The sequence below is a fragment of the Mycobacterium sp. 852002-40037_SCH5390672 genome, assembly GCF_001665875.1.
Taxonomy (GTDB): domain Bacteria; phylum Actinomycetota; class Actinomycetes; order Mycobacteriales; family Mycobacteriaceae; genus Mycobacterium.
On record NZ_LZTA01000014.1, the window covers coordinates 49105 to 75950 of the forward strand.

Consider the following 26846-nt stretch of genomic DNA (forward strand, 5'->3'; position numbering starts at 1 on the left):
CAGGAAGTCGTCATGTCCGAAGAAGCTTTTATCTATGAGGCCATCCGCACCCCGCGGGGCAAGCAGCGCAACGGTTCGCTGAACGAGGTGAAGCCGCTCAACCTGGTCGTGGGTCTGGTTGACGAGCTGCGCCGGCGTTTCCCCGACCTCGACGAGAACCTGATCAGCGACATGATCCTGGGCGTCGTGTCCCCCGTCGGTGACCAGGGCGGCGACATCGCCCGCACCGCGGTGCTGGCCGCGGGGCTGCCCGAGACCACCGGCGGCGTGCAGCTCAACCGGTTCTGTGCCTCGGGCCTCGAGGCGGTCAACACCGCCGCCCAGAAGGTGCGGTCCGGTTGGGACGACCTGGTGCTGGCCGGCGGTGTCGAGTCGATGAGCCGCGTGCCCATGGGCTCCGACGGCGGCGCCTGGGCGACCGACCCCGAGACCAACTACCAGATCGGCTTCGTGCCCCAGGGCATCGGCGCCGACCTGATCGCCACCATCGAGGGTTTCTCCCGCGACGATGTCGACGCCTACGCGCTGCGCAGCCAGCAGAAGGCCGCCGAGGCGTGGTCGGGCGGCTACTTTGCCAAGTCGGTCGTGCCGGTGCGCGACCAGAACGGTCTGGTCATCCTCGACCACGACGAGCACATGCGGCCCGACACCACGCTCGAGGGCCTGGGCAAGCTGAAGACCGCGTTCGACGGCATCGGTGAGATGGGCGGCTTCGACGATGTGGCGCTGACGAAGTACCACTGGGTCGAAAAGATCAACCACGTCCACACCGGCGGCAACAGCTCGGGCATCGTCGACGGCGCCGCGCTGGTGCTGGTTGGTTCGGAAGCCGCGGGCAAGTCGCAGGGGCTGACGCCGCGGGCGCGCATCGTGGCCACCGCCACCAGCGGCGCGGACCCGGTCATCATGCTGACCGGCCCGACGCCGGCCACTCAGAAGGTTCTCGACCGTGCGGGCCTGACGGTCGATGACATCGATCTGTTCGAGCTCAACGAGGCGTTCGCGTCTGTGGTGCTGAAGTTCCAGAAGGACCTCAACATTCCCGACGAGAAGCTCAACGTCAACGGTGGTGCCATCGCGATGGGCCACCCGCTGGGCGCCACCGGCGCCATGATCACCGGCACCATGGTCGACGAGCTCGAGCGCCGCAACGCGCGTCGCGCCCTGGTCACGCTGTGCATCGGCGGCGGCATGGGTGTCGCCACCATCATCGAGAGGGTCTAAGACCATGGCAGAGAACACCATTCAGTGGGACAAGGACGACGACGGCATCGTCACGCTGACCCTGGACGACCCCACCGGGTCGGCCAACGTGATGAACGAGCACTACAGCGAGTCCATGCACAACGCTGTGGAACGCCTTGCCGCTGAGAAGGATTCGATCACCGGCGTGGTCATCACCAGTGCGAAGAAGACCTTCTTCGCCGGCGGTGACCTGAAGGGCATGATCAACCTCGGCCCGGAGAACGCCGGTGAGGCGTTTGACACCGTCGAATCGGTCAAGCGTGACCTGCGTGCGCTGGAGACGTTGGGCAAGCCCGTGGTGGCCGCCATCAACGGCGCCGCGCTGGGCGGCGGCCTGGAGATCGCGCTGGCCTGTCACCACCGCATCGCCGCGGACGTCAAGGGCCTGGTCGTCGGTCTGCCCGAGGTCACGTTGGGCCTGCTGCCCGGTGGCGGCGGGGTGACCCGCACCGTGCGGATGTTCGGTATTCAGAACGCATTCATGAACATTCTGTCGCAGGGCACCCGCTTCAAGCCGGACAAGGCCAAGGAGATCGGCCTGGTCGACGAGCTCGTCGGCTCGGTCGAGGAATTGGTGCCGGCCGCCAAGGCGTGGATCAAGGCAAACCCCGATTCGCACGAACAGCCTTGGGACAAAAAGGGTTACAAGATGCCCGGCGGCACCCCGGCCAGCCCCGCGCTGGCCGGCATCCTGCCGTCGTTCCCGGCACTGCTGAAGAAGCAACTCAAGGGCGCCCCGATGCCGGCGCCGCGCGCCATCCTGGACGCGGCCGTCGAGGGCGCGCAGGTCGACTTCGACACCGCCAGCCGCATCGAGAGCCGCTACTTCACCCAGCTGGTCACCGGCCAGGTCGCCAAGAACATGATCCAGGCGTTCTTCCTCGACCTGCAGCACATCAACGGCGGCGGGTCGCGACCGGACGGCATCGGCAAGACCCCGATCACCAAGGTCGGCGTGCTGGGCGCGGGCATGATGGGTGCCGGTATCGCCTACGTGTCGGCCAAGGCCGGCTTCGAGGTGGTGCTCAAGGATGTCAGCCTCGAGGCCGCCCAGAAGGGCAAGGCTTACTCGGAAAAGCTTGAGGCCAAAGCGCTTCAGCGTGGCAAGACCACCGAGGAGAAGAGCAAGGCGCTGCTGGACCGCATCACGCCGGCCGCCGACCCCGCCGACCTCAAGGGTGTCGACTTCGTGATCGAGGCGGTGTTCGAGAACCAGGAACTCAAGCACAAGGTCTTCCAGGAGATCGAGGACGTCGTCGAGCCCAACGCCCTGTTGGGGTCGAACACCTCGACCCTGCCGATCACCGGTCTGGCGACCGGCGTGAAGCGCCAGGAGGACTTCATCGGGATCCACTTCTTCTCGCCGGTCGACAAGATGCCGCTGGTCGAAATCATCAGGGGCGAGAAGACTTCCGACGAGGCGCTGGCCCGCGTGTTCGACTACACGCTGGCCATCGGCAAGACCCCGATCGTCGTCAACGACAGCCGTGGCTTCTTCACCAGCCGGGTGATCGGCACGTTCGTGAACGAGGCGCTGGCGATGCTGGGCGAGGGCGTGGAGCCCGCCAGCATCGAGCACGCCGGTTCACAGGCCGGCTACCCGGCGCCTCCGCTGCAGCTGTCCGACGAGCTCAACCTGGAGCTGATGCACAAGATCGCCGCGGCCACCCGCAAGGGTGTCGAGGACGCGGGCGGCACGTACGAGCCGCATCCGGCCGAGGCCGTCGTCGAGAAGATGATCGAGATCGGTCGCCCGTCGCGGCTGAAGGGCGCGGGCTTCTACGAATACGCCGACGGCAAGCGCACCCGGCTGTGGCCGGGTCTGCGCGAGACGTTCAAGTCCGGCAGCGCCGAAATTCCGTTGCAGGACATGATCGATCGCATGCTGTTCGCCGAGGCGCTGGAAACCCAGAAGTGCCTGGACGAGGGCGTGCTGACATCGACCGCCGACGCCAACATCGGTTCGATCATGGGCATCGGCTTCCCGCCGTACACCGGTGGTAGCGCGCAGTTCATCGTCGGCTACCAGGGCGCGCTCGGGACCGGCAAGGAGGCCTTCGTGGCCCGGGCCAAGGAACTGGCCGCCAAGTACGGCGACCGCTTCCTGCCTCCGGCCTCGCTGAGCTAATCCCGCACCACGCAGGCGCAAAAGCCCCCGGAACAACGAGGTTTCGGGGGCTGCTGCATCCTGCGGTCTTGGAAGGCTAACGCCGCCTTTGGAATAGGTAGTACCAGGCCGGTGTCTTCTCGGCACGGTCCAGCTCGCGTTCCGCACCGGCCGACAACAGCGTCCAGCTTTGCGTGAATCGTCGTTCCATCTCGGGGCGGTCGACGCCGCGCACCCCGACCCGGCCGCCGGGCACGAACGCGACGATCAGGAGTCGTGCGTCGGGTGCCGCCAGGGCGCTGATCTCCCGGACGTAGGCGTCGCGATCCGCGTCGCTCATGTTGTGCAGGCACCCGTTGTCGACGATCAACTCGAAGTTCGCGCCGATGCCGGCCTGGCTCAACCGCGTGACGTCGGCCTGGACGAAGTCGGCCGCGGCACCGGCGGCGCCGGCCTTGGCACGGGCGCGCTCGAGGGGCTTGGCCACAAAGTCGACCGCGGTGACCTTCCAGCCATGTTGGGCCAGATAGATGGAGCAGTCACCGGTGCCGCAGCCGAGCTCGAGGGCCGACCCGGCGGGCAGCGCGGCGGCGTCGCGCGTTCCCTCGACCAGATCGCGCACGCTCTGGGCGAGCGGATGGCCATCCCACGGGGTGAATCCAATGCGGTAGAAGATTCGAAACAGGGTCTGTTTGGAAGCCATAGCTCACCCTAGGCCCGATCACCCCGGCCGGTCAGCTCACTGTGGAGGCGGCGGCGATTCGGCGCCATTGCGCACGCGGGAATGTTCGGGGATCGGCCAGCAGCACCTGGACGCAGACGTGGTCGGCGCCCGCGGAACGATGCTCGGCGACACGGCGCATGATGGCCTCTTCATCACCCCAGGCGATGATCGCGTTGAAGAGCCGATCGCTCACCTGCGACAGGTCGTCTTCGGAGAAGCCACTGCGCAGCAGGTTGTTGGCGTAGTTGGGGAGGGCCAAATATGCTCGCAGCCAATCGGTTCCGATCTCGCGGGCCTCGTCGCCGTCGTCGGTCAGGATCACGGTCTGTTCGGGGAGCAACAACGGGCCATGGCCCAAAGTCGAACGTGCGGAAGCGGTGTGCTCAGGGGTGACTAGGTAGGGGTGGGCGCCACCGGCACGAGTGGCGGACAGCGTGAGCATCTTTGGTCCGAGCGCGGCGAGAACGCGGCGCTCGGTGGGAACCGGCCGAGGCGCGGCATCCAAGCCGTCCAGGAACGACGCCGTTGCCGCCAGCGGCTTGCGGTATCGCCCGGGATGGCCGGCATCGATCAGCGGGGCGTGGCTGACACCGATTCCCAGCAGAAAGCGGTCGCCGTGCTCGCCGGTCAGCGTCGCAAAGGATTCGGCGACATCGGCGGGCGAATGCATCCACAGATTCAGGATTCCCGTGGCGATCACGGTCCGCCTGGTCGCGGCGAGCAGATGACCCACCGCGTCGAACACCGGACCGCCGACGTCGGGTATCCACAGCGCCGGAAAGCCCAGTTCGTCGAGTTCCGCTGCGGCCTCGGCGGATTCGGCCGGGTCGCCGTAGCGCAGTTGACTGCTCCAGATTCCAACACCGGTCAGCTCCATGTGAGGCCTTCCCCTTGTGGCGCGCGACTGCTCGGGGCCGCGGCTCTACAGGACATGCTGTCAGACGTCGCTTCCGGTGTATTCGGGAACCGGCATCGAATCGTGCATCCGGATGCCCTTGGTGTTGAGTTTGGCCACGGACCGCGACAGCGCCACCGGCATCGCCGAGATCAGCTGGGCGCCGCGGGTTAACGCCCACACGCCAATTCGTGAACCGGGGATGATGCCCTTGGCTGCGCCGCGGGCGAAATTCCGGCTGCGGTGGACCGGTTCGTGCATCCGGAGTTCGTAGGAGGCGAAGGCCCGCAGGTGGTCGCCGTCCGCCTCGGCGAGTTCGCCGGCCAGCACGTAGGCGCCGAGGACGGCGAGGCTGGTGCTGCCGCCCACCGCGGGTCCCGGGCAGTATCCGGCGTCGCCGACCAGGGTGACCCGCCGGCGCGACCACCGGTCGGTGCGCAGTTGGGTGATGGAGTCGAAGTAGAAGGTGGGCGTGCGCTCCAGCTCGCCCAGCCAGTTGTCCACCTGGTCGTGCATCCCGGCGAACGCGTCGCGCAGTAATTCCTTCTGCCGCAACGCATCACGATGGTCGTAGTCCAACTCGGTTTTGCTGCGGAACATGAACACCGCGCGCGCGTCGTCCAGGTGATCGGCGGTATAAATCCCGGCGAAGCGGCCGACACCGACGTGGCCGACCATCTGGCCGGACTCGACCAGCGTCTTGGGTGCCGACACCACCGAGAGGTATCCCCCGAGGAAGCGCGTCAGGTCGGCCTCCTCGCCGAAGATCAGGCGCCGAACATGGGAGTGCAACCCGTCGGCACCCACGATGACGTCGAAGGTGCGCGCCGCCGAATGCTCGAATGTCACGGTGGCGTCGTGTTCGATCGCGGTGATCGAGTCGCCGAACAGGTACTCGACGTCGTCACGGGCGACGTCGTAGTAGATCTCGCTCAGGTCGTCGCGCATGATTTCCACGTGCCGGTCGGAGGTGGCGGCATAGATCTTGGTGAGGTCGATCCGGGTGGCCTTCGTCCGGCCTTCCCGGTACATCGTCAACCGGTCCGTCCCGGTGGCCAGCGCCTCGATGCGCGGGAGGACGCCCATCTTGGCCGAGATTTCCATTGCGGGACGGAACAAGTCGACCGCGTGCCCGCCGGTCTTGCGCAGCGTCGGTGCGCGCTCCACGACGGTGACGTCGAAGCCGTACCGGGTCAGCCAGTACGCCAGGACCGGGCCGGCGATGCTGGCGCCAGAGATGAGGATCCGCATGAGCACCTCCCGCACTTACTTAACGTTCGGTAAGCTTAGCATCCCACTTACCTATCGGTAAGTCAGATAAGGTGGTGGGGTGAGCAGGCCCCGGTCGGACACTCGTGAGCGCATCCAGGAGGTCGCCCGCGAGCTGTTCTTGCAGCGGGGAGTGCAGCGCACCAGCCTGCAGGACATCGCGAATCGGCTGGGCATCACCAAACCCGCGTTGTACTACCACTTTCCGTCACGCGAAGACCTGGTGCGCAGCATTCTGGTGCCGTTGATCGACGAGGGTGAACGGTTCGTCGCCGACCACGAGAGCCGCGGCCACAACGATGTGCGCGAGTTGTTGGAGGGCTATTTCGACTTCCACTACCGGCACCGCCGGGATCTGGTGCTGTTGTTGACCGAGCTGTCGACGCTGATCGACCTCGACCTCATCGACACCGTGCTGGCGTGGCGGGAGCGGCTGGCGAGGTTGGTCTTCGGTAAGAAGCCGACGCTGGCGCAGTCCACGCGGGCGGTCGTCGCGTTCGGTGGCCTGCAGGACTGCTGCGTGCAGTTCCCCGATGCGCCCCACGAGGAGCTGCGCGAGAAGTCGGTGGCGGCCGCGCTCGACGCGCTGGGTGCGTGACGACAGCGACTTGCGTCAGGGCGTTCCTGCACCGCTCGCGGTGCTTTGGTCCTGGGCGTTCTGGGTGAAGGTGTCACCGGAGGTCTGGCCGTTGTCGTTGACGAAATTCGTGTCGTCCGTGGGCAAGGGGGCGGTGGCCGACGGTCCCGCGGCGACCACGGCGTCGGCGTCGACGTGCGGTGCAGCGCTGAACAGGGCGAGCGCTGCGATGGCCGCGGCCCCGGCGAAGATCGCCGGCGCGCTGTGTCGGCGGCGAGCGCCGACTTTATTGGTGGGGTGCCCGATCGTTGTCATGTGTTATGTGTACAGCCGGGGCGTCAGCGGCGGCTGGGCGCGGCTTATCGATCTGCTGTGAGCTCGTTGCGGCTACAGTCCGGGTATGCGCTTTGGTCTCTTCATCCCGCAAGGCTGGCGAATGGATCTGGTCGGTATCGAACCCGAAAAACATTGGGCGGTGATGCGCGACCTGGCCGAGCACGCGGACGAGGGCAGCTGGGACTCGCTCTGGGTCTACGACCATTTCCACACCGTGCCGGTCCCTACCGCAGAAGCCACGCACGAGGCCTGGTCGCTCATGGCCGCCTACGCGGCCACCACGTCGCGCATCAAACTCGGCCAAATGTGTACGGCGATGAGTTACCGCAACCCCGTCTACCTCGCCAAGGTGGCCGCGACGACCGACATCATCTCCGGTGGCCGCATTCAGATGGGCATCGGCGGCGGCTGGTACGAACACGAATGGCGCGCTTACGGTTACGGATTCCCCTCGGCGGGCGTCCGATTGGGCCGGCTGGACGAGGGCGTGCAGATCATGCGCGATGCCTGGCGCGATGGCAAGGTCAGCTTCGACGGCAAGCACTACCAGGTCGATGGCGCGATCGTCGCCCCTAAACCCCTGCAGGACAACGGGATTCCACTGTGGATCGCCGGCGGTGGCGAGAAGGTGACGTTGCGTATCGCCGCCCAATACGCCCACTACACCAACTTCACCCCCGAGCCGGCGGCGTTCGCGCACAAGTCGGACGTGCTGGCCGAGCACTGCCGCAACGTGGGTACCGACTTTGACGCCATCGTGCGTTCGGTCAACGTCAACGCCATCGTGGGCACCTCGGACGCCGACGTCAAAGACCGGCTGCAACGCGTCCGCGACCGCCTGGTCCGCTATGTGGGCGAGGCTTCGGCGGATGCGATGATCGCCGGCACCAGCGGACCCGACTCGGCAACGGGCACACCGGAACAGGTCATCGAGCGGCTCAGGAAAATCCGCGACCTCGGCTGCCAGTACGCCATCTGCTATTTCCCCGAGGCCGCCTACGACCGTTCGGGCATCGAGCTGTTCGAACGAGAGGTCATGCCCGCGCTGAGCTAGGGCCGTTGTTCGGCGCCATGGCGGGCTCCGTCAGCCGGTGGCGCAGTTAGCGCGCTAGATGTCGCTGGTGGTGTACCTGGTCTTGGCCGGAGGCGCGGCCAGCAGCGGAGGAAGCTGTGTCAGCTTGCCTTCGCCGGCACGAAACGCGCGGTAGGCCTCGTCGTGCTCGACGGTCTCCCAGATTTCGTAGACGAGCCAGTGCGCTTCGTCGTCCTCGTCGACAAGCACGTCGGTGCGGACATTTCCGTCGAACGCCCGGGTGTCCTGCAGCGCCCGTCCCATCAGCTCGCGTCCCGCAGCGACCTCGTCGGGCTTAAACCTGAGCTCAAGTATCACCGTGACCGTCATAGCGCCAACATATCTCCCTCGTGCGGGCAGCGGCTGCCGGGCCTGGTGCTCCTAATGAGAATGCGGTTTCCACTTTTCGGAAAGCTGTTATACGGTTCAGTGAGCGATATTCTGTTGGCGGATTGCGGACAATCCTGGAGGATCCCTCGATGCAGAAGGCACTTGCCCCCGAGATCTCTACCTGGCCCGATGAGACCCCGCAGCTGATCGGAAGCCGATGCGGTAGCTGTGAGGCCACCACCTTCCCGGTGCAGCAATGGTGCCCGCGGTGCAGCGCCGGCGAGATGTCCGATGTGCTGTTGCCCCGCCGCGGAACGCTGGTGGCGTGGACCACCCAGGGCTTCCCGCCGGGAGCCCCCTATGCCGGCCCGACCGGCAAGGACTTCGTGCCGTTCGGCGTGGGGCTGGTCCAGCTCGGCGACGTCATCCGCGTCGAAGGCCGATTGACCGAGAACGACCCGACCAAGCTGCAGTTCGGGCAGGAAGTCGAACTCACCATGGTGCCGCTCAACACCGACGACGAGGGCGCCGAAATCATCACGTTCGCATTCCAGCCGGTCTAGTGGCGATCGTGAGCGCGGCGGAGCCGGGCGAAGCGGGTCGCCACCATCTATCCAGTGGTGATCGTGAGCGCGGCGGAGCCGGGCGAAGCGGGTCGCCACCATCTATCCAGGAGGAGTTGAGATGACCAACGATGTCGCCATCATCGGCGTGGGCCTGCACCCGTTCGGCAGGTTCGAGAAGACCGCGATGCAGATGGGCGCCGAGGCCGTCCAGCTCGCGCTCAAAGACGCCGGTGTGGACTGGAAGGACATCCAGTTCGGCTTCGGCGGCAGCTACGAAGTCTCCAATCCCGACGCGGTGACTCGCCTGGTCGGGCTGACCGGCATCACGTTCACCAACGTCTTCAACGCCTGCGCCACCGCGGCCAGTGCCATTCAGCAGACCGCCGACACCATCCGGCTGGGCAAGTACGACATGGGCATCGCCATCGGGCTCGACAAGCACCCGCGGGGTGCATTCACCGACGACCCCGCCAAGCTGGCCCTGCCGCAGTGGTACGCCAACAACGGCCAGTTCGTCACCACCAAATTCTTCGGGATGAAGGCCAACAAATACATCCACGACCACAACATCTCGCAGGAGACGCTGGCGCGGGTGGCCAACAAGAATTTCCGCAATGGTGCGCTGAACCCGAATGCCTTCCGGCGCAAGGAGATCTCTGTGGAGGAGATCCTCAAGTCGCCTGCGCTCAACTACCCGTTGACGCAGTACATGTTCTGCGCACCCGACGAGGGCGCCGCCGCGGTCATCATGTGTCGTGCGGATTTGGCCGACAAATTCACCGACAAGCCGGTCTATGTGCGCGCCTGCGAGATTCGGACCCGGCGCTTTGGTGCCTACGAGGTGCACGCCACGTCGGCGCCCCTGGACGAGGACGCCTCGCCGACGGTGTACGCCGCCAAGGCGGCCTACGAGGCGGCCGGTATCGGCCCGGAGGACGTCGACGTCGCGCAGCTGCAGGACACCGACGCCGGTGCCGAGGTGATCCACATGGCCGAGACCGGCCTGTGCGCGGACGGCGAGCAGGAGAAGCTGCTGGCCGACGGCGCCACCGAGATCCACGGCTCGATGCCGGTCAACACCGACGGCGGGCTGATCGCCAACGGCGAGCCCATTGGCGCGTCGGGCCTGCGGCAGATGCACGAACTGGTGCGGCAACTGCGCGGCGAGGCGGGGGAGCGTCAGGTACCCGGCAACCCGCGCGTCGGCCTGGCCCAGGTGTACGGCGCGCCCGGCACCGCGTCGGCGACCATCCTGTCGCTCTAATCGGCTGAGCCCCAGGCTAAATGGCCGGCCCCAAGAGGTCGTCCGCGTCGCGGATGATGTAGCCGTAGCCCTGCTCGGCCAAGAAGCGCTGCCGGTGCGCGGCGTACTCGGCGTCCAGACTGTCGCGTGCCACCACGGAATAGAAGATGGCGCCGCCGCCGTCGGACTTGGGCCGCAGCAGCCGGCCCAGCCGCTGCGCTTCCTCTTGGCGTGAGCCGAAGGTTCCCGAAACCTGCACTGCCACAGAGGCTTCCGGCAAATCGATGGAAAAGTTCGCGACCTTGGATACCACCAGGGTGGACAACTCACCACGACGGAAGGCGTCGAACAGCTCTTCGCGTTCCTTGGTCCGGGTGGACCCCTGTATCACCGGAGCGTTCAGCTCGGCACCGAGCTCGTCGAGCTGATCGAGGTAGGCGCCGATCACCAGGGTCTGCTCGCCGGGGTGTTTTGCCAGGATCGATTTGACCACAGCGATTTTGGTGTGCACCGTCGAGCACAGCTTGTACCGCTCTTCGGGTTCGGCGGTGGCGTAGATCATCCGCTCGTTGTCGGTCATGGTGACCCGCACCTCGACGCACTCGGCGGGCGCGATCCAACCCTGCGCCTCGATGTCCTTCCACGGCGCGTCATAACGTTTCGGCCCGATCAGGGAGAACACGTCACCTTCGCGGCCGTCCTCGCGGACCAGCGTGGCGGTCAAGCCCAGCCGGCGCTTGGACTGCAGATCGGCGGTCATCCGGAACACCGGCGCCGGCAACAGGTGGACCTCGTCGTAGATGATCAGTCCCCAGTCGCGGCTGTCGAAGAGCTCCAGGTGCCGGTACTCGCCCTTGGTGCGGCGCGTGATCATCTGATAGGTCGAGATGGTGACCGGCCGGATCTCCTTGCGTTCGCCGGAGTATTCGCCGATCTCGTCCTCGGTGAGCGACGTGCGGGCGATCAGCTCGCGTTTCCATTGCCGAGCCGCGACGATATTGGTGACCAGAATCAGCGTCGTCGCACCGGCTTTCGCCATGGCGGCCGCCCCCACCAATGTCTTACCGGCGCCGCAGGGCAGCACCACGACCCCCGATCCGCCCGACCAGAATGAGTCGGTGGCCATCTGCTGATAGTCGCGCAGGTGCCAGCCGTCCTGGGCCAGGCTGATCGGGTGCGCCTCGCCGTCGACGTAGCCCGCGAGATCTTCGGCGGGCCAACCGACCTTGAGCAGCATCTGCTTGACCCGGCCGCGCTCGCTGGAGTGGACGATGACGGTGTCATCGTCGATTCGTGCGCCGAGCATCGGGGCGATCTTCTTGTTACGCAGCACCTCTTCGAGCACCGCGCGATCCAGGCTGACCAGCGTCAGGCCGTGTGCGGGGTTCTTCACCAGCTGCAAACGGCCGTACCGGGCCATGGTGTCGACGATGTCGACCAGCAGCGGCTGTGGTACCGCGTAGCGGGAGAAGCTGACCAGCGCGTCGACCACCTGTTCGGCGTCGTGGCCGGCGGCGCGGGCGTTCCACAGCGCCAGCGGTGTGATGCGGTAGGTGTGCACGTGTTCGGGTGCGCGTTCCAGCTCGGCGAACGGTGCGATGGCGGCGCGTGCCGCGCCGGCCTGCTCGTGGTCCACCTCGAGCAGCACCGTCTTATCGGACTGCACGATCAACGGTCCGTCAGACATTTAGCGCCACTCCTCCTCATCGCTACCGCTCTGCATCGTCGTCGGCGCGCATTTAGCGCCACTCCTCCTCATCGCTACCGCTCTGCATCGTCGTCGGCGCGCATTTAGCGCCGCTCCTCCTCATCGCTACTGCTCTGCATCGTCGTCGGCGCGCATGCCACCCATTATCGGCCGGTGGCCGACACGACCGACGTGATGCGGTGGATCGCGAAGTCACGCAGCCGCCCGGACGCGGAGTCAAAGGCCACCAGCTGACCGCCCTTGATGGTGATGGGCGAGACGACGCGCTGGGTTGCCACCCCCGCCGCATCCAGATAACCGATCACCAGGGTGTCTTGTTCCTTCGCCGCGCGCTGTAACTGCGTCATGGTGACCGCCGGATCTACGCGGATATTGCCGAACGGCGCGGCGGTCACCTTGCGCAGCACCGCCACCACCGCATTGAGGCTTTCGCTGTTGGGACGCCGGACCGGCCGATACGGCCGGCGCTGCTGCGGTGTGGCCACCCGGGCGCCGCGCTGACGGACATCGACGATGGCGCCGGAGGAATCCTCGGCCGCGGGAGCGAAGCCCGCAGCCCGCAACGCCGCGAGCACCTCGCCGATCGGAGCGGGCGACACCGCCACCGTCGGCGCCAGGGCCCGCAACTGCACCTGTTCGCTCGCCGGTGCTGCCACGGCCTGGGCCAGCAGCGCGGGATCCTCGCAGCGCACGAACGACGTGGCCATGCCGATCCGCAGCTGCCCGTGCCGGCGTGCGACGTCGTCGATAAGGTAGGTGAGCCCTTGGGGCACCGGCGTTTTGGAATGCTTGGCGAACAGGGAATGCATCCAGTCGCGGGTCTTGCCGACATCGAGTGCATGCCGGATCGACTGCTCGCTGACCCGGTACACCATCGCGGTGCCGGCCGATTCGACCGTGGCCACGATGGCGAGCTGCTCGGCCAGGTCGCGTTCCAGCGGCCCGGGCACCACCACGGTCAGGTCCGCCTGCACCAGGAAGTGGTCGACCGGCTTGGGTAGTGCCCGGTTCATCGCCTCGATCGCAACCTGCGGATCGCCGGCGTCGTCCAGCAGTGCGCGCCCGGGTGTGCTGATCGCGCCGCGGCCCACCAGTCCCAGGGCGTTGCTTTCGGTGAGCAGGTCCCCGACGGGTCCGGCCTGCAACCGCTTGGCCCAGCGCGGACGTCGCCAGATCAGCGCCGCCGAGGCTGACGCCGCGTTGACGCCGGCACCGGGGGGCAGTTCGGACAGCATGCCGAGCAACAGCCGGCGATCCAGCGGGGCGGCGGTGGAGTACAGGCCGTCGGTGAGCGCCCCGTAGGGCTTGGCGTCGGGGCCGCGACTGCCGATCAGCGCCGGCCGACCTGGCAGGTCCAGCCAACTGCCGGCCAAGAGCTGCCAGCGCTCGGCGGCCGACATCGCGGCGTACCGGTCGGTGGCGAGCGTCGGCGCCCAGTACGGTGCCTCGCCGGTGATCGGTTCGGGGTCGGGCATGCCGCTGGCGATCAATCCGGCCGCGGCCGCGACTTCGAGGAGCAAACCCAGCCGCCGCTCCTCGATGCCGGTCACCTTGCTCAGCCGTTTGACGTCGCGAACTCCCAGCCCGCCGCTGCGCAGCTCGGAAACCGGTGCAGCGGAAAGCATTTCAAGCAGGACGTCGATCTCGCGCAGCAAGTCGATGACGGCCCCGGCGGCCGCGGCGTCGGCGTCGGCGGGCGTGGTGGTCGACACCACCGGGTCGGGAGCGGTCAGCTGCATGGGGCCGGGCTGCTCGCCGCGCAGTACCTGACCGACGTGACGGGGCAGGATCACCGTCTCGGCATCGATGCGGCGCAGCAGACCCATGGCCAGCAGCTGGGGCACCGGCCGGTCGGTGGGCGCGCCGGGCGCCGCGTCGCGGGTGCGGCCCATCGGGGAGCCTTCGAGAAGTTTCTCCAAAACCTCGAGCTGTGCCTGGTTGAGGTCGTCGATCAGGCCGGCGATCTGCTCGGCGCTGCGCGAGGTGTCCTCGAGAATGACCTGGCCCGGATGCCACGGCATTCCCGTCCCGGCGTCGGCTGCCACCCGCAGCGCGGTCTCGCCCCAGACCAAGGCGCGTCGCCGGAGGTCGTCCACCGCGTCCAGGACATCGGCTTCGGGAGCGCGGTCACCGATCAGGGCCAGCAACTTCGCCGTCGGTACCGGCTCCGCGTCTGCCTGCAGCACCAGTAGCGCGTCGAGCACGGCCAGCCTCAGGAAGTCGAGGTCGTCGGTGCCGGCCTTGATCGACTGGCGGGCCTGGGCTCGCGCGGCCAGTGCGGCGATGCTGCCGGGTGGGGGCTGGGCGAGGTCCGGCCGCAATTCCAATAGTCGGATCAGCCGCTCATCGGATAACTCGGCCAGCCACGACCCCAGCGGGATATCCGGGGTGTTGTCGGTCATTGCTGACCAGCGTAAAGCAGGCCACGAATACCTAGCAGACCTCGACGAGCCATCAGCTCAGCGGGACGGTGACCACAGACGGGGACGGCAACGCGTGTCGAACTCCGGTCTTGCGCCACATGCCGTTGGGCCACCTGTAAGAATGGACGTCGTGGCTGACACTGCTGAGGGCAAAGCGCGCAAAACGAAGTACGTCGACAATGGCTGGCCGACGACGGACCCCGACGACCACGCGGTCAGTGAACTCGTGACCGATCGCACGGGTGCGCTGTCCCCCTTCGGCGAGCTGGCGTTTCCGCTGCCCTCCACCGATCTGCCCTACGTGCACCCGGTCACCGTCGTCAATCGGTAGGACGCCAGATGGCTAGGGCCTCTGAGGCCTCGACAGCCTCGGCGAACTCGGCGTCGGACGAATCCGGCTCGAGCCCGCTGTCACACCTGGACGACCGTGGGGCGGCGCACATGGTCGACGTCAGCGACAAGGTAGCGACCAAGCGGACCGCGGTCGCGGCGGGTGCCCTGCGCACGTCGGAGCAAGTGGTGGCGCTGATTTCGACCGGCGGCCTGCCCAAAGGCGATGCGCTGGCCACCGCGCGGGTGGCCGGCATCCAGGCCGCGAAGCGCACCAGCGAACTCGTCCCACTTTGTCATCAGCTCGCGCTCACGGGGGTCGACATCGACTTCACGGTGGGCGAGTCTGAGATCGAGATCACCGCAACGGTGCGAAGCACCGACCGCACGGGGGTGGAGATGGAAGCGCTGACGGCGGTCAGCGTCGCGGGCCTGACGCTCTACGACATGATCAAGGCGGTAGACCCCGCCGCACGGATCGACGACATTCGAGTGCTGCGCAAGGAAGGCGGCAAAACCGGAAGGTGGGCGCGCCCATGAGCACCCGTTCAGCCCGCGTCATCATCGCCTCGACCCGTGCGTCGTCAGGAGTGTACGACGACCGATGCGGCCCGATCATCGCCGAATGGCTGGCGCAGCGAGGCTTTTCAGCCGTGCAACCGGAGGTGGTGGCCGACGGGTCCCCCGTTGGCGACGCGCTGCGCACGGCGATCGACGCCGAGGTCGACGTCATCATCACCTCGGGCGGCACCGGCATTTCGCCCACCGACAGCACACCGGACCAGACCGTGGCCGTCGTCGATTACATGATTCCCGGGCTGGCGGAAGCGATCCGCCAGTCGGGCCTGCCGAAGGTGCCGACGTCCGTGCTGTCGCGCGGGGTGTGCGGTGTGGCCGGCCAGACGCTGATCGTCAACCTGCCGGGTTCGCCCGGCGGGGTGCGCGACGGCCTTGAAGTGCTCGCCGATGTGCTGGACCACGCGCTCGATCAACTCGCCGGTAAAGATCACCAGCGATGACGCTCGTCGTGCGCGCCGCCATGACCGAGCAACCGATTTCGCTGGCTGAGCATGAAGAGTTGGTGAGCCATCAGTCGGCCGGGGCCATCGTCGGGTTCGTCGGCATGATCCGCGACCACGACGGCGGACGGCAGGTGGTGCGACTCGAGTACTCGGCGCACCCGTCGGCCGACCAGGTCATCGCCGAGGTGGTGGCCGAGGTGGCAGACAAATCCAGCGGCGTGCGTGCCGTCGCCGCCAGCCACCGGATCGGCGCGCTGCGCATCGGTGAGGCGGCATTGGTGGCGGCGGTCGCCGCCGACCATCGGCAGGCGGCATTCGCCACGTGCGCGCACCTGGTGGACACCATCAAGGCGCGGCTACCGGTGTGGAAGCACCAATTCTTCGCCGACGGAACCGAAGAGTGGGTGGGCTCGGCCTGACGTCCTAGTCACGCCGGCCGCCGAATGGTGCGCCGTGCCCGACACGCCCCGAACAGGAGGGTTTTCGGGGCGTGCGGGGAGTGCGGCGGCGTCAGGCGTTATGCGGTCGGTGACGGCTGAGCGAGGGCATCCAGCGCGTCGTTTCCCTGAACGTCCTGCGCCCGGATCGCGTCCCACAGCTGCTGGGTGTAACCGGCGTCGTCAGCATGCTGCGGCATGCCGGCCGGTACGAAACCGTGGAAGTCCGTGTCTACGACCGGCGGTGCGTCCGCTGGGGGTGCGGGCGGCATCGCATCGGCCGGCGGCGGGGCGTCGGCCGGGGGTGCGGGCGGCATCGCGTCGGCCGGCGGCGCCGGTGGCAGGTCGACTGGAGGCGCCGGCGGGACGGCGTCCGCCGGGGGAGCGGGCGGTAGGTCCGCAGGAGCGTCCGGCGGTGCCGGCCGGTCAAACGAGGCCAGTTGCACCGGAGCGGGTGGCGGAGGAGCGTCCGGCGGGGGCGCGTCCGCGGGCGGGGCCAGCGGCGCAGGGGCGCCGTTGAGGCCGGGCGCGTCCAGGCCGGACGGGACGGGCACGTCACGCTGGGTGGGACCCGACAGCGGTCCACCGCACACGGGCCACGCGCCACGGCCCTGGCTGGCGAGCACCCGCTCGGCGACGGCGATCTGCTGTTCCCTGGTGGCGAGTTCGGCCGACGGCGCGTACTGGCCACCACCGTGCGAGGACCAGGTGCTGGCGCTGAACTGCACGCCGCCGTGGTAGCCGTTGCCGGTGTTGATGCCCCAGTTGCCGCCGGATTCGCAATGGGCTACCTGATCCCATTCGCCGTCGGTGGCCGCGGCCGCTTGGCCGGCAAGGGCGATGCTGCCGCCACCAAGAACCGCGCCGGTAAAGGCGATCTTGGCGACGCTGATGTTTGAACTGCTGGGCTTACGGTGACGTCCACTCATACGCGCCGGGGTATTCCTCTCTCGTCACGCGCCTGCGAGGTCAGCTGTCGGGTTCGGGTTGGAGAGGCCACCCGGCCGGCGTGGTCGTCGTGCGAGACGACGCCGGCTTCACCCCTAGGAGCCGCGAGCGGCCCCAGTCGATCACGGTGGACCGGTGGGTCCCCCGTCTCCATCCATGTGGTTCGGTGGCCCCCCGCCTATTGGATGGAGCTCGGCGCGATAGGGAGGGGAGGTCCGCCAATCGGGGTGGCTGGCGAGCCTTCGGAGACGGTAACGGTTTCTGTCGGTCTCGTCACGTCTTGCGAAACCCGGCGTTTCCCTCTCGGCCATCTGCGAAAACCGCAGGAACACATAGTGTTTGCGCAGGTCATATCGCCCGATATCGGAGCGTGACCGCGCCGTTATAAATCCGTTACGTGAGATAACTCACAGTTTCAGCCGCCAGAAAAGGGCGGCAGAACGTCGATCGTGTCACCGGATTGCAACGCCGCGGTCTCATCGCGCACCGCGATGCCGTCGCGCAGGTACGAGCATCGGGTCAACACGTCCGCGAGGCGAGGCCCCCGAACGGCGAGCCGCTCGACCAGCTCGCCGACCGTGGTGCCCGGGCGCAGCACCACCGTCTGCGACTCGACACCCGCGGCCGCGCGGGCGGCCGCGAAGTAGCGCACCGTCACCTGGATTCCGTTTGTCTGGACAGGGGTCTGTCCCATGGGGCTAGCCACCGATAGCGCTCATCGGTCGGACGGGCTGGATGAAGTTCGGGTCGTTGATGCCGTGACCGGCGGGCTTGCCCCACATCGCGGTGCGCCACGCCGCCTCGATCGCGTCGTCGGACGCGCCGCTGCGCAGCAGCCCTCGCAGGTCGGTCTCCTGCTCGGCGAACAGGCAGCTGCGGATCTGGCCGTCGGCAGTCAATCGGGTGCGGTCACAGGCAGCGCAGAAGGCGTGCGAGACCGAGGCGATGACGCCGAATTTGCCGCTCGGTGTCCCCGGGCCGGTGTCGACCAGCCAGAGCTCGGCGGGAGCCGAGCCGCGCGGCGCCGGGTCGGGCCGCAGCCGAAAGTGCGGGCGCAGGGCCGCCAGCACGTCGTCGGCGCTCAGCGCCGCATCCCGCCGCCATTGATGTCCGGCATCCAGCGGCATCTGCTCGATGACGCGCAATTGGTAGCTGTGCTCGAGGCAGAACCGCAACAGCCCCACCACGTCCGCGCGTCCGGTGGCGGGGTCGAGCACGGCGTTCACCTTGACCGGCGTCAGGCCGGCCTCGTTGGCGGCGGCCAGGCCGGCCAGCACATCGGCGAGTCGGTCGCGACGGGTGATGGTCGCGAAATGCTGCCGGTCCACGCTGTCCAGTGAGACATTGACCCGGTTCAGGCCGGCCCGCGCGAGCCCGGCAGCGCGCCGCGCCAGCCCGACGCCGTTGGTGGTCAGCGAAATCTCGGGGCGGGGTTGCAGGGCCGCGGCCGCGGCGACCACCTCCTCCAGGTGGCGCGCCAGCAACGGTTCGCCACCGGTGAACCGCACGCTGTTCACCCCCAGCCGGGTGACCGCAATGTGCATCAGCCTGGCCAGCTCGTCGGCACTCAGCAATTGCTCGCCCGGCAACCAGTTCAGGCCCTCGGCAGGCATGCAATAACTGCACCGCAGATTGCAGCGGTCGGTCAGCGAGACCCGCAGATCGGTGGCGACCCGCCCATAGGTGTCCACCAGCGGGCCGGCGGCCGGCGCAGCGGTGGAAACGGCGCGGTCCCCGGCCGCGCCGTCAGCGCGGCTCGGCACCGAAGGAACGCCCAGCGTCGTCAGGGTCATGCGGCCACCGGCGGCGCATAGTGGGCCGTCGAGCCGACCGGAACGATCTCCTTGCCCAGCGGCATCAATGACACCGGAATCAGTTTGAGGTTGGCCAGCGCCAGGGGAATACCGACGATCGTGAGCGCCATCGCCGCCGCGCTGACCAGATGGCCGATCGCCAGCCACACCCCGAACAGCAGCACCCAGATGACGTTGCCGATCAGGGCGCCGGACCCCGCGGTCGGCTTGTCCACGATCGTGCGGCCGAATGGCCACAGGGCGTAGGAGGCGATGCGCAGCGACGCGAAGCCGAACGGAATGGTGATGATGAGCAAGAAGCTGATGAGCGCCGCAGCCAGGTATCCGACGGCCATCCACAGGCCGCCGAATACCAACCAGATGACATTAAGGATCAGGCGCATATCTCCTCCGCGGGTATTACCAAGCGTACCGACTACCCGATAACGGGGGTGCTCGTAACCGGGGCATCCGAGTAGGATCAGACTCCTAATACGGCGTCCTGCGCAGGCGGGACGCTTATTGTGTTGCCTATTTCTATTGATCCGTTAGACAAGCAGGTGAGACCAGTGCCGACGGGCAAGGTTAAGTGGTACGACGCTGACAAGGGTTTCGGCTTCCTGTCGCAAGAGGACGGCGAAGACGTCTACGTTCGCTCGTCGGCGTTGCCCGCCGGGGTCGAGGGCCTCAAGGCGGGCCAGCGGGTGGAGTTCGGCATCGCCTCCGGACGGCGCGGACCGCAAGCGTTGAGCCTCAAGCTGATTGAGCCGCCGCCCAGCCTGACCAAGACTCGTCGCGACGCGCCCGCCGAACACAAGCACAGTCCCGACGAGCTGCACGGCATGGTCGAGGACATGATCACGCTGCTGGAAAGCACCGTGCAGCCCGAGCTGCGCAAGGGTCGCTACCCGGACCGCAAGACCGCCCGCCGCGTTTCCGAGGTGGTCAAGGCCGTCGCCCGAGAGCTCGACGCCTAGCCCTGCGAACTCAGCCAATTTGCAAAGGCGACTGCGTGGTTGCGAGCCCCGCGCGGGGTACTCACACCTCGCAACGTCGTCTAGCAAGGAGGCTGCGATGGCGCAGCAAGCGCAGGTCACCGAAGAGCAGGCCAGAGCTCTCGCCGAGGAGTCTCGCGAAACAGGTTGGGATAAACCGTCCTTCGCGAAGGAATTGTTTCTCGGTCGTTTTCCGCTGGAGTTGATACACCCGTTCCCCACACCCACCGACGCCGACGAAGCCCGCACCCGCGCGTTCCTCGACAGCGTGCGTGAATTTCTGGGCGGCGTAGACGGCAGCGTCATCGAACGCGACGCGCAAATTCCCGATGAGTACGTCAAGGGTTTGGCCGACTTGGGCTGCTTCGGCATGAAAATTCCCTCCGAATACGGCGGCTTGAACATGTCGCAAGTCGCCTACAACCGGGCCCTGATGATGGTGACGAGTGTTCATCCCAGTCTCGGCGCGTTGCTGTCGGCTCATCAATCCATCGGGGTACCCGAGCCGCTCAAGCTTGCCGGGACGCCCGAGCAGAAGCGGAAGTTCTTGCCCCGGTGTGCTGCTGGGGCGATATCGGCGTTTTTGCTCACCGAACCCGACGTGGGCTCCGATCCCGCCCGACTGGCCTCGACGGCGACGCCCGTTGAGGACGGGCAGGCTTACGAACTCGACGGCGTGAAGTTGTGGACGACCAACGGCGTTGTCGCCGAACTCTTGGTGATCATGGCCCGGGTGCCCCGCAGCGAAGGGCACCGCGGCGGCATCAGCGCCTTCGTCGTCGAGGCCGATTCACCCGGAATCACCGTGGAGCGGCGCAACAAATTCATGGGTCTGCGCGGCATCGAGAACGGCGTAACCAGGCTGCACAAGGTTCGGGTCCCGAGCGAAAACCTGATCGGTCGGGAAGGCGACGGCTTGAAGATCGCGCTGACCACGCTCAACGCCGGACGGTTGTCGATCCCCGCCAGTGCGACGGGGTCGTCGAAGTGGGCATTGAAGATAGCGCGCGAATGGTCCGGCGAGCGTGTGCAGTGGGGCAAACCGTTGGCCGAGCACGAAGCGGTGGCCGGCAAGCTTTCGTTCATCGCCGCGACCAATTACGCGCTCGATGCCGTCCTCGAGCTGTCCGCGCAGATGGCTGACGAGGGGCGCAACGACATCCGCATCGAAGCGGCGTTGGCCAAGCTGTGGTCCAGCGAGATGGCCTGCCTGATCGCCGATGAGGTCATGCAGATTCGGGGTGGGCGCGGCTATGAGACCGCGGAGTCGCTGGCCGCGCGCGGCGAGCGTGCTGTGCCGGTGGAGCAGGCGTTGCGCGATCTGCGGATCAACCGCATCTTCGAGGGCTCCAGTGAGATCATGAGGCTGCTCATTGCTCGTGAGGCGGTCGACGCCCACCTCGCCGCGGCCGGTGACCTGGCCAAGCCCGACACCGGCTTGCGGCAGAAGGCAGCCGCGGCAGTCGGTGCGAGCGGATTCTACGCAAAGTGGTTGCCGCAGTTGGTTTTCGGTGAAGGACAGCGACCACGGGCATATCATGAATTCGGTCCGCTGGCGTCGCACCTCCGCTTCATCGAGCGCTCCAGCCGCAAGCTGGCCCGCAATACCTTTTATGGGATGGCACGCTGGCAAGCCAAACTGGAGCAGCGGCAGGGCTTCCTCGGGCGCGTCGTCGATATCGGTGCCGAGTTATTCGCTATGTCGGCGGCCTGCGTGCGGGCCGAGTCACAGCGCGCCGCCGATCCGGTGGTTGGTCAACAGGCCTACGAGCTGGCCGAAACATTTTGTGCCCAAGCGGCCTTGCGGGTGGAGACGCTGTTTCACGCCCTGTGGGACAACACCGACGGCAGTGATGTCGCGCTGACCGCGAACCTGCTGCAGGGCCGCTACAGCTGGCTAGAGGACGGGATCATCGATCAGTCCGAGGGCACCGGGCCGTGGATAGCTCACTGGGACGAGGGTCCGTCGACCGAGACCAATTTGGCCCGGTCGATCCTGTCCGGCTAGAAGATGCGCCGACCGTCGACTGAGACGGTGAAATCGTGCGATCTGCACCAACGGGTCGACGCTGGGCGATGAGGCAGAATCGTAGTCATGGCCACCTATGTTGCCGGGGCGGGCGAATTCACCCGCGACACCAACTACATCACCACCCGCATCACTGCCGACGGGCGCGACGGCTACCCGGTCGAGCCCGGGAGGTATCGGCTGATTGTCGCCCGAGCGTGTCCGTGGGCGAACCGTGCAATCATAGTGCGTCGCTTGTTGGGCCTGGAAAGCGTTCTCTCCATTGGTTTTTGCGGCCCCACTCACGACGAGCGCAGTTGGACCTTCGACCTCGATCCGGGCGGTGTCGACCCGGTACTGAAGATTCCTCGGCTGCAAGACGCCTACTTCAAGCGGTTCCCCGATTACCCCAAAGGCATCACGGTCCCGGCAATCGTCGATGTCGGAACCGGGGCCGTCGTCACCAACGACTTCGCGCAGATGACCCTGGATCTCTCGACGGAATGGTCGGCATACCATCGCGACGGAGCACCCGAGCTGTATCCCGAGCACCTGCGCGCGGAAATCGACGAGGTGAGCAAGCGGGTCTACACCGAAATCAACAACGGCGTGTACCGGTGCGGCTTCGCCGGCTCGCAGCAGGCCTACGAAGCGGCCTACGACCGCTTGTTCACCGCGCTGGATTGGGTGAGCGAGCGGCTGACCAACCAGCGATTCCTGGTGGGCGACACCATCACCGAGGCCGACGTGCGGTTGTTCACCACCCTGGCCCGCTTCGATCCGGTCTATCACGGCCACTTCAAATGCAATCGCAGCAAACTGAGTGAAATGCCGGTGCTGTGGGCCTACGCGCGCGACCTGTTCCAGACACCGGGCTTCGGTGACACCGTCGACTTCGTCCAGATCAAGCAGCACTACTACATCGTGCACGCCGACATCAATCCCACCCGGATCGTGCCCAAGGGGCCGGACCTGGGCGGTTGGCTATCCCCGCACGGACGAGAAAGCCTGGGCGGCAAGCCCTTCGGGAAGGGGGCACCGCCCGGGCCCCCTGTGGAAGGTGAACGCGTACCCGCCGGCCACGGGGCCTGAGCTACGCCGGTGAGGCGTGCGGCGACCTCAGAAGGTCAGCCGCACCGACCATTCCGCGTGCGGGACATCGCGGAGCTCACCCGCGGGATCCACCGCCAGCGTCAGCAACTGCACGACGATTCCGGCCAGACGCCCGCGATGCGGGTCGACCGAGGGGATCGTGACGGCGAACCGGGTGCCCGGCCGGAAGATCGTGCTGGTGGTGTTCGTGGGGTCGTCATAAACCTGCAGCAGCCGCCAGGGTGCCCGGTAAATGGCGTCGGGAACCGACAGCTGAATCGGGTAGCGCTCGCTGACCCGTAGCTCTCCCTGGTTCTGCGGTGTCTCACAGTCTTCGAGATTGAGCACGTTGCAGTACAAATAGGGCCCAACCCGGGTCAGGTGACCGTGCGAATAGGCGCTGATTTCGGGGTGCTGCGGTCCGGATCGGCCTACCAACAACCAGGTCCCGACGCCGGCGCCGACGCAGAGCACAGCCACCAGGCAGGCGAGCAGTACGGCCACACCCCGCTTGCTTCCGGGTTTCACTCGGCAACCACCGCCGTAGCGCCGACACCGCGGCGCGTGCCCTCCTGCTCGACCATGATCGGCCTATTTCCTCCCAGGCCGGGAATCAGTGAGTTGCCGCGGAAGCTGACAAGGGTCTGCGCCAGGCCCAGGATGAGCAGCGCAGAGACCGCGGTGAAGCCGACCCACAATTCGGTGTACACCAACACACCCAGCGCGCCGCCGAGGACCCAGGCCAACTGCAGCGTCGACTCCGAGCGCCCAAATCCCGATGCGCGGGATTCCTCTGGCAGGTCGTTCTGCAGCGACGCGTCCAACGATGCCTTCGCGATGGCGCTGGCCCCCGACGTCACCAGGGTGGCGATCACGGCCACCATCAGGTTGCCCGCCACCGAGGCGGCCAGCGCGACCACGCTCACCGCCACCGTGCAGCGCACCACCAGCGCGGCGGGCCTGCCCAACTTCAGGCGCGCGCTGGTGAAATTGCCGACGAAATTGCCGATCCCGGCCGCGGCGCCGATCACCCCGAGCATCGCGATCTGGGCCCAGCCGTTGGCCTGATGTGCCTTGGCGACAAACGCCGGATACAGGAACAGAAAGCCCACCATGACCTTGATGGTGCAGTTGCCCCACAGCGAGGTGATGATGTTGCGGCCCAACGGTTGCCGAAGTGCCCCGCTCACCTCCTTGTGCCAGCTACGTCGCAGCGGCTCACTGTCCTGGCGGTAGCTCAAGGTGGCGGGAACCTCACCGGCGGTCACCTCGACCCAGCGCGGTATCCGCATCGACAGCATCGCGCCGGCGATCGTCATCGCGATCACCACGAACAACGCCCCGGGCAGCTTGAACAGGTGGGTGCAGACGAACTCGACACCACCGGCGATGGCACCGCCGCCGATGGTGCCGCCCAGCAGACCGAACATGGTCAGCCGCGCGTTGACCCGCACCAGGTCGATGGTCGGCGGCATCACCCGCGGTGTCACCGCGCTGCGCAGCACGCTGAACGACTTCGAGAAGACCATCATCGCGAGCGCGCACGGATAGAGCACCCACGACGGGAAACTGCCGCTGGCGCCGTCGTAGTTCATGACCAGCAGCACCGCCAACGCGGTGCGAAGGGCAAACGACGCGGCCAGTGCGACGCGGCGGCCGTGCTGCAGCCGGTCCAGCGCCGGACCGATGAGCGGTGCGATGACCGCGAACGGCGCGATGGTGATCAACAGATACAGCGCGACCCGCCCCTTGCTCTCTCCGGTCGCCGCGGCGAAGAACAACGTGTTGGCCAGTGCGACGGCCATCGCGGCGTCCACCGCGAAGTTGGCCACCACGGGCCACGTCAGCGCCGTCAGGCCGGACTTGTCGGCGCCGTCGGCCGTCGCGGCGCGCTGCACCATCCAGTACATCCGCGAACCCATTTCGCGGCTGCGCAGTGCCGCGGCGCGGGTGACGGTGATCCGCTCACCGGAAGCCGGACCGCGAGGCGGCGCGTCGTTACTGCGTTCCGGCTCCGGCCGATCGCCCAGCGGGGGCAGATAGCGGTTGGCGCTCGGCATCGGCGACGTGCGCCGGGTGCGCCGATCGGCAGCGTCGCCGGCCGGGTAATTGGCCGCGCCCGGATGTTGGGAGGCAGCGCCGTTGCGGGGCCGGCGGGCCGGCTGAGAGGCCACCCGACCCGGATCGTTTTGCCGCCGTCCAGACACGTCCCGATTCTCCCCTATGCCGACTCCATGCGTCTGCAGGTAACAGGGCGTGGCTCGTCAACCTAGTATTGGAAACGCGATGCAGAAAGAAGACAGCGTGAACCGACCCATCGAGGAGCTCACCGTGGAATCCGCCGTGGCGACCGTGGCCGAGTGGCCCGAGGGGTTGGCGGCGGTGCTTTCGGGCGCGGCAGACCAGGCCAGGGCCGCCGTCGTGGAGTTCAGTGGGCCGGAGAAGGTCGGCGACTATCTGGGCGTCGGCTACGAAGACCCGAACACCGCCACCCACCGGTTTCTGGCGCATTTACCCGGCTACCAGGGGTGGCAATGGGCGGTCGTGGTGGCCGCCTATCCCGGCGCCGAGCACGCGACCATCAGCGAGGTGGTGCTGGTGCCGGGGCCGACGGCCTTGCTGGCACCGCACTGGGTGCCGTGGGAGGAACGGGTTCGGCCCGGGGACCTGAGCCCCGGCGACCTGCTGGCGCCCGCCGCCGACGACCCGCGGCTGGTTCCGGGCTACACCGGCAGCGGGGACCCGCAGGTTGACGAGACCGCCGCCGAAGTCGGGTTGGGCCGGCGTTGGGTGATGAGCGCCGAGGGCCGCGCGGAGGCGGCCGAACGCTGGCGCACCGGCGACTACGGTCCCGACTCGCCGATGGCGCGATCCACCAAGCGGGTGTGCCGCGACTGCGGCTTCTTCCTGCCGTTGTCGGGATCCCTGGGTGCTTTGTTCGGGGTGTGCGGCAACGAATTGTCGGCCGACGGACACATCGTCGACAAGCTGTACGGCTGCGGTGCTCATTCGGACACTCCGGCCCCGGCGGGCACCGGGTCGCCGGCGTACGAGCCGTACGACGACGGGCTGCTGGACGTCACCCAGGCACCGGTCGAGCCGGCGCTTTCGGAGTCGTCGGAGACGTCAGAAGCGCAGGCGGAAACCGGGGCCGAAGAGTCCCAACCCGAGACACCCGCCGAAACGGCGGAAGACCAAGCCGAGCCCGTGACCGAGGCGCCGGAGTCCGAGCAGCAGCCGCAGACCGGGACGCCGGACTAGCGGGTTTCGGCGGCGGCCTTGATGCGCGCCAGCGAGGCGTTCATGCCGTCGAGCAATTCGCGTTCGAAATTTGTGGTCCCGCCGAAGAGCGCATTCACCGACAGGTTCGAAAACGCGGTGACGCCGTTTTCGGCATGACGGCTCTCGGTCAACCGGGTGCCTTCGCCGCTGGGCTCGAGCTCGTAGCTCCAGATGGTGTTGTTGGTGTCGACGCGGAAGGCCAGCTTGCGGTCGGGGACGATCTCGACGACCGTGCAGGTGGTCGGCCAGAACATTCGCTTGCGGCGGTTGAGGTTGAGAGTCCGGGTGCCCTGACGCACCGGGCCGAAGGGCTTCATCCATCGACACTGCGGACTCCACTGCGGCATTCGGCGCAGATCGGAAATCAATTCCCACACCGTGGCCACCGGTGCGTTGATGTCGACGTGCGTTTGCAACAGCGGGGCTACCATCGCTCCTCCAGGT

At 67.2% G+C, this 26846-nt stretch carries 28 protein-coding genes and 1 riboswitch; of the genes, 14 read left to right on the plus strand and 14 right to left on the minus strand.

The window, feature by feature from the left end; genetic code table 11:
• Positions 1 to 12 precede the first annotated feature (12 nt).
• Both A5782_RS03290 and A5782_RS03295 read left to right on the plus strand, forming a co-directional pair.
• Complete coding sequence (locus tag A5782_RS03290) at positions 13 to 1224, plus strand: acetyl-CoA C-acetyltransferase (RefSeq protein WP_067095083.1); 1212 nt, start codon at positions 13 to 15, stop codon at positions 1222 to 1224.
• Positions 1225 to 1228: 4 nt separating this feature from the next.
• Entirely contained in the window at positions 1229 to 3373 is a 2145-nt protein-coding gene (locus A5782_RS03295) for a 3-hydroxyacyl-CoA dehydrogenase NAD-binding domain-containing protein (protein WP_067095086.1), read from the plus strand.
• A 76-nt stretch (positions 3374 to 3449) separates the two neighbouring features.
• Here the strand turns inward: A5782_RS03295 and A5782_RS03300 are convergent, their stop codons facing one another.
• The 3 genes from A5782_RS03300 to A5782_RS03310 are packed head-to-tail and all read right to left on the minus strand — an operon-like array spanning position 3450 to position 6222.
• Entirely contained in the window at positions 3450 to 4055 is a 606-nt protein-coding gene (locus tag A5782_RS03300; protein WP_067095089.1) for a bifunctional 2-polyprenyl-6-hydroxyphenol methylase/3-demethylubiquinol 3-O-methyltransferase UbiG, read from the minus strand.
• A gap of 31 nt (positions 4056 to 4086) precedes the next feature.
• Positions 4087 to 4953, minus strand: a complete 867-nt coding sequence (locus A5782_RS03305; RefSeq protein ID WP_067095092.1) for an LLM class F420-dependent oxidoreductase — start codon at positions 4951 to 4953, stop codon at positions 4087 to 4089.
• 60 nt (positions 4954 to 5013) lie between these two features.
• Complete coding sequence (locus A5782_RS03310; RefSeq protein ID WP_067095443.1) at positions 5014 to 6222, minus strand: FAD-dependent monooxygenase; 1209 nt, start codon at positions 6220 to 6222, stop codon at positions 5014 to 5016.
• Between the two features lie 79 nt (positions 6223 to 6301).
• Between A5782_RS03310 and A5782_RS03315 the strand changes: the two genes are divergently transcribed.
• Positions 6302 to 6838, plus strand: coding sequence for a TetR/AcrR family transcriptional regulator (locus tag A5782_RS03315; protein ID WP_067095094.1), 537 nt, complete (start codon positions 6302 to 6304; stop codon positions 6836 to 6838).
• Between the two features lie 15 nt (positions 6839 to 6853).
• On the opposite strand, the gene A5782_RS03320 is transcribed toward A5782_RS03315, so the two are convergent.
• Positions 6854 to 7132: a hypothetical protein gene (locus tag A5782_RS03320; protein WP_067095097.1), complete on the minus strand. Its 279-nt coding sequence runs from the start codon at positions 7130 to 7132 to the stop codon at positions 6854 to 6856.
• 85 nt (positions 7133 to 7217) lie between these two features.
• Here A5782_RS03320 and A5782_RS03325 point away from each other — a divergent pair, with 85 nt between their 5' ends.
• Positions 7218 to 8207, plus strand: coding sequence for an LLM class F420-dependent oxidoreductase (locus A5782_RS03325; protein ID WP_067095100.1), 990 nt, complete (start codon positions 7218 to 7220; stop codon positions 8205 to 8207).
• Positions 8208 to 8261: 54 nt separating this feature from the next.
• Here A5782_RS03325 and A5782_RS03330 read toward each other — a convergent pair whose 3' ends face one another.
• Positions 8262 to 8555, minus strand: coding sequence for a putative quinol monooxygenase (locus tag A5782_RS03330; RefSeq protein ID WP_067095103.1), 294 nt, complete (start codon positions 8553 to 8555; stop codon positions 8262 to 8264).
• A gap of 149 nt (positions 8556 to 8704) precedes the next feature.
• Here A5782_RS03330 and A5782_RS03335 point away from each other — a divergent pair, with 149 nt between their 5' ends.
• A complete protein-coding gene (locus A5782_RS03335; RefSeq protein WP_067095447.1) occupies positions 8705 to 9118 on the plus strand; it encodes a Zn-ribbon domain-containing OB-fold protein in 414 nt (137 codons plus the stop codon).
• Between the two features lie 121 nt (positions 9119 to 9239).
• Complete coding sequence (locus A5782_RS03340) at positions 9240 to 10385, plus strand: thiolase family protein (RefSeq protein ID WP_067095106.1); 1146 nt, start codon at positions 9240 to 9242, stop codon at positions 10383 to 10385.
• Positions 10386 to 10401: 16 nt separating this feature from the next.
• Here A5782_RS03340 and A5782_RS03345 read toward each other — a convergent pair whose 3' ends face one another.
• Both A5782_RS03345 and A5782_RS03350 read right to left on the minus strand, forming a co-directional pair.
• Positions 10402 to 12051, minus strand: a complete 1650-nt coding sequence (locus A5782_RS03345; protein WP_067095109.1) for a DNA repair helicase XPB — start codon at positions 12049 to 12051, stop codon at positions 10402 to 10404.
• Between the two features lie 164 nt (positions 12052 to 12215).
• A complete protein-coding gene (locus A5782_RS03350; RefSeq protein WP_067095111.1) occupies positions 12216 to 14474 on the minus strand; it encodes a helicase-associated domain-containing protein in 2259 nt (752 codons plus the stop codon).
• Positions 14475 to 14625: 151 nt separating this feature from the next.
• Here A5782_RS03350 and A5782_RS03355 point away from each other — a divergent pair, with 151 nt between their 5' ends.
• From A5782_RS03355 to A5782_RS03370, 4 genes are read left to right on the plus strand one after another with little or no spacing between them, the layout of a single operon-like run.
• On the plus strand, positions 14626 to 14826 hold the full coding sequence (locus A5782_RS03355) for a hypothetical protein (RefSeq protein WP_197694088.1): 201 nt from the start codon (positions 14626 to 14628) through the stop codon (positions 14824 to 14826).
• An 8-nt stretch (positions 14827 to 14834) separates the two neighbouring features.
• Positions 14835 to 15365 (plus strand): cyclic pyranopterin monophosphate synthase MoaC, encoded by a 531-nt coding sequence (moaC, locus tag A5782_RS03360; protein ID WP_067095117.1) that lies wholly within the window; start codon positions 14835 to 14837, stop codon positions 15363 to 15365.
• Complete coding sequence (locus A5782_RS03365; RefSeq protein WP_067095450.1) at positions 15362 to 15844, plus strand: molybdenum cofactor biosynthesis protein B; 483 nt, start codon at positions 15362 to 15364, stop codon at positions 15842 to 15844. Before moaC ends, A5782_RS03365 begins: the two co-directional genes overlap by 4 nt.
• The gene (locus A5782_RS03370; protein WP_067095120.1) at positions 15841 to 16266 is read left to right on the plus strand and encodes a molybdenum cofactor biosynthesis protein MoaE; all 426 of its coding nucleotides are present in this window, start codon (positions 15841 to 15843) and stop codon (positions 16264 to 16266) included. The genes A5782_RS03365 and A5782_RS03370 overlap by 4 nt, the downstream gene beginning before the upstream one ends.
• Before the next feature lie 98 nt (positions 16267 to 16364).
• On the opposite strand, the gene A5782_RS03375 is transcribed toward A5782_RS03370, so the two are convergent.
• The 4 genes from A5782_RS03375 to A5782_RS03390 all read right to left on the minus strand — a co-directional run bounded on the left by A5782_RS03375 (position 16365) and on the right by A5782_RS03390 (position 19429).
• Positions 16365 to 17213 (minus strand): transglycosylase family protein, encoded by an 849-nt coding sequence (locus A5782_RS03375; protein WP_067095123.1) that lies wholly within the window; start codon positions 17211 to 17213, stop codon positions 16365 to 16367.
• Between the two features lie 13 nt (positions 17214 to 17226).
• Positions 17227 to 17440, minus strand: a riboswitch (cyclic di-AMP (ydaO/yuaA leader).
• 207 nt (positions 17441 to 17647) lie between these two features.
• Positions 17648 to 17926 (minus strand): MoaD/ThiS family protein, encoded by a 279-nt coding sequence (locus A5782_RS03380; RefSeq protein ID WP_067095126.1) that lies wholly within the window; start codon positions 17924 to 17926, stop codon positions 17648 to 17650.
• A 4-nt stretch (positions 17927 to 17930) separates the two neighbouring features.
• Positions 17931 to 19025 carry a GTP 3',8-cyclase MoaA gene (moaA, locus tag A5782_RS03385; protein ID WP_067095129.1) on the minus strand — a complete coding sequence of 365 codons (1095 nt, stop codon included), beginning with the start codon at positions 19023 to 19025 and terminating at the stop codon, positions 17931 to 17933.
• On the minus strand, positions 19022 to 19429 hold the full coding sequence (locus tag A5782_RS03390) for a YccF domain-containing protein (RefSeq protein ID WP_067095131.1): 408 nt from the start codon (positions 19427 to 19429) through the stop codon (positions 19022 to 19024). The genes moaA and A5782_RS03390 overlap by 4 nt, the downstream gene beginning before the upstream one ends.
• Before the next feature lie 165 nt (positions 19430 to 19594).
• Here A5782_RS03390 and A5782_RS03395 point away from each other — a divergent pair, with 165 nt between their 5' ends.
• The 3 genes from A5782_RS03395 to A5782_RS03405 all read left to right on the plus strand — a co-directional run bounded on the left by A5782_RS03395 (position 19595) and on the right by A5782_RS03405 (position 23120).
• Entirely contained in the window at positions 19595 to 20002 is a 408-nt protein-coding gene (locus A5782_RS03395; RefSeq protein ID WP_067095134.1) for a cold-shock protein, read from the plus strand.
• 97 nt (positions 20003 to 20099) lie between these two features.
• Positions 20100 to 22028, plus strand: coding sequence for an acyl-CoA dehydrogenase family protein (locus tag A5782_RS03400; protein WP_067095136.1), 1929 nt, complete (start codon positions 20100 to 20102; stop codon positions 22026 to 22028).
• An 87-nt stretch (positions 22029 to 22115) separates the two neighbouring features.
• Positions 22116 to 23120 (plus strand): glutathione S-transferase family protein, encoded by a 1005-nt coding sequence (locus A5782_RS03405; RefSeq protein ID WP_067095139.1) that lies wholly within the window; start codon positions 22116 to 22118, stop codon positions 23118 to 23120.
• 27 nt (positions 23121 to 23147) lie between these two features.
• On the opposite strand, the gene A5782_RS03410 is transcribed toward A5782_RS03405, so the two are convergent.
• A complete protein-coding gene (locus A5782_RS03410) occupies positions 23148 to 23648 on the minus strand; it encodes a DUF2771 domain-containing protein (RefSeq protein ID WP_067095141.1) in 501 nt (166 codons plus the stop codon).
• A complete protein-coding gene (locus A5782_RS03415; protein WP_067095144.1) occupies positions 23645 to 25294 on the minus strand; it encodes an MFS transporter in 1650 nt (549 codons plus the stop codon). Before A5782_RS03415 ends, A5782_RS03410 begins: the two co-directional genes overlap by 4 nt.
• A 112-nt stretch (positions 25295 to 25406) precedes the next feature.
• Here A5782_RS03415 and A5782_RS03420 point away from each other — a divergent pair, with 112 nt between their 5' ends.
• Positions 25407 to 26381 carry a DUF3027 domain-containing protein gene (locus A5782_RS03420; protein ID WP_067095147.1) on the plus strand — a complete coding sequence of 325 codons (975 nt, stop codon included), beginning with the start codon at positions 25407 to 25409 and terminating at the stop codon, positions 26379 to 26381.
• On the opposite strand, the gene A5782_RS03425 is transcribed toward A5782_RS03420, so the two are convergent.
• Entirely contained in the window at positions 26378 to 26833 is a 456-nt protein-coding gene (locus A5782_RS03425) for an SRPBCC family protein (RefSeq protein ID WP_067095150.1), read from the minus strand. The genes A5782_RS03420 and A5782_RS03425 overlap by 4 nt on opposite strands.
• Positions 26834 to 26846 lie beyond the last annotated feature (13 nt).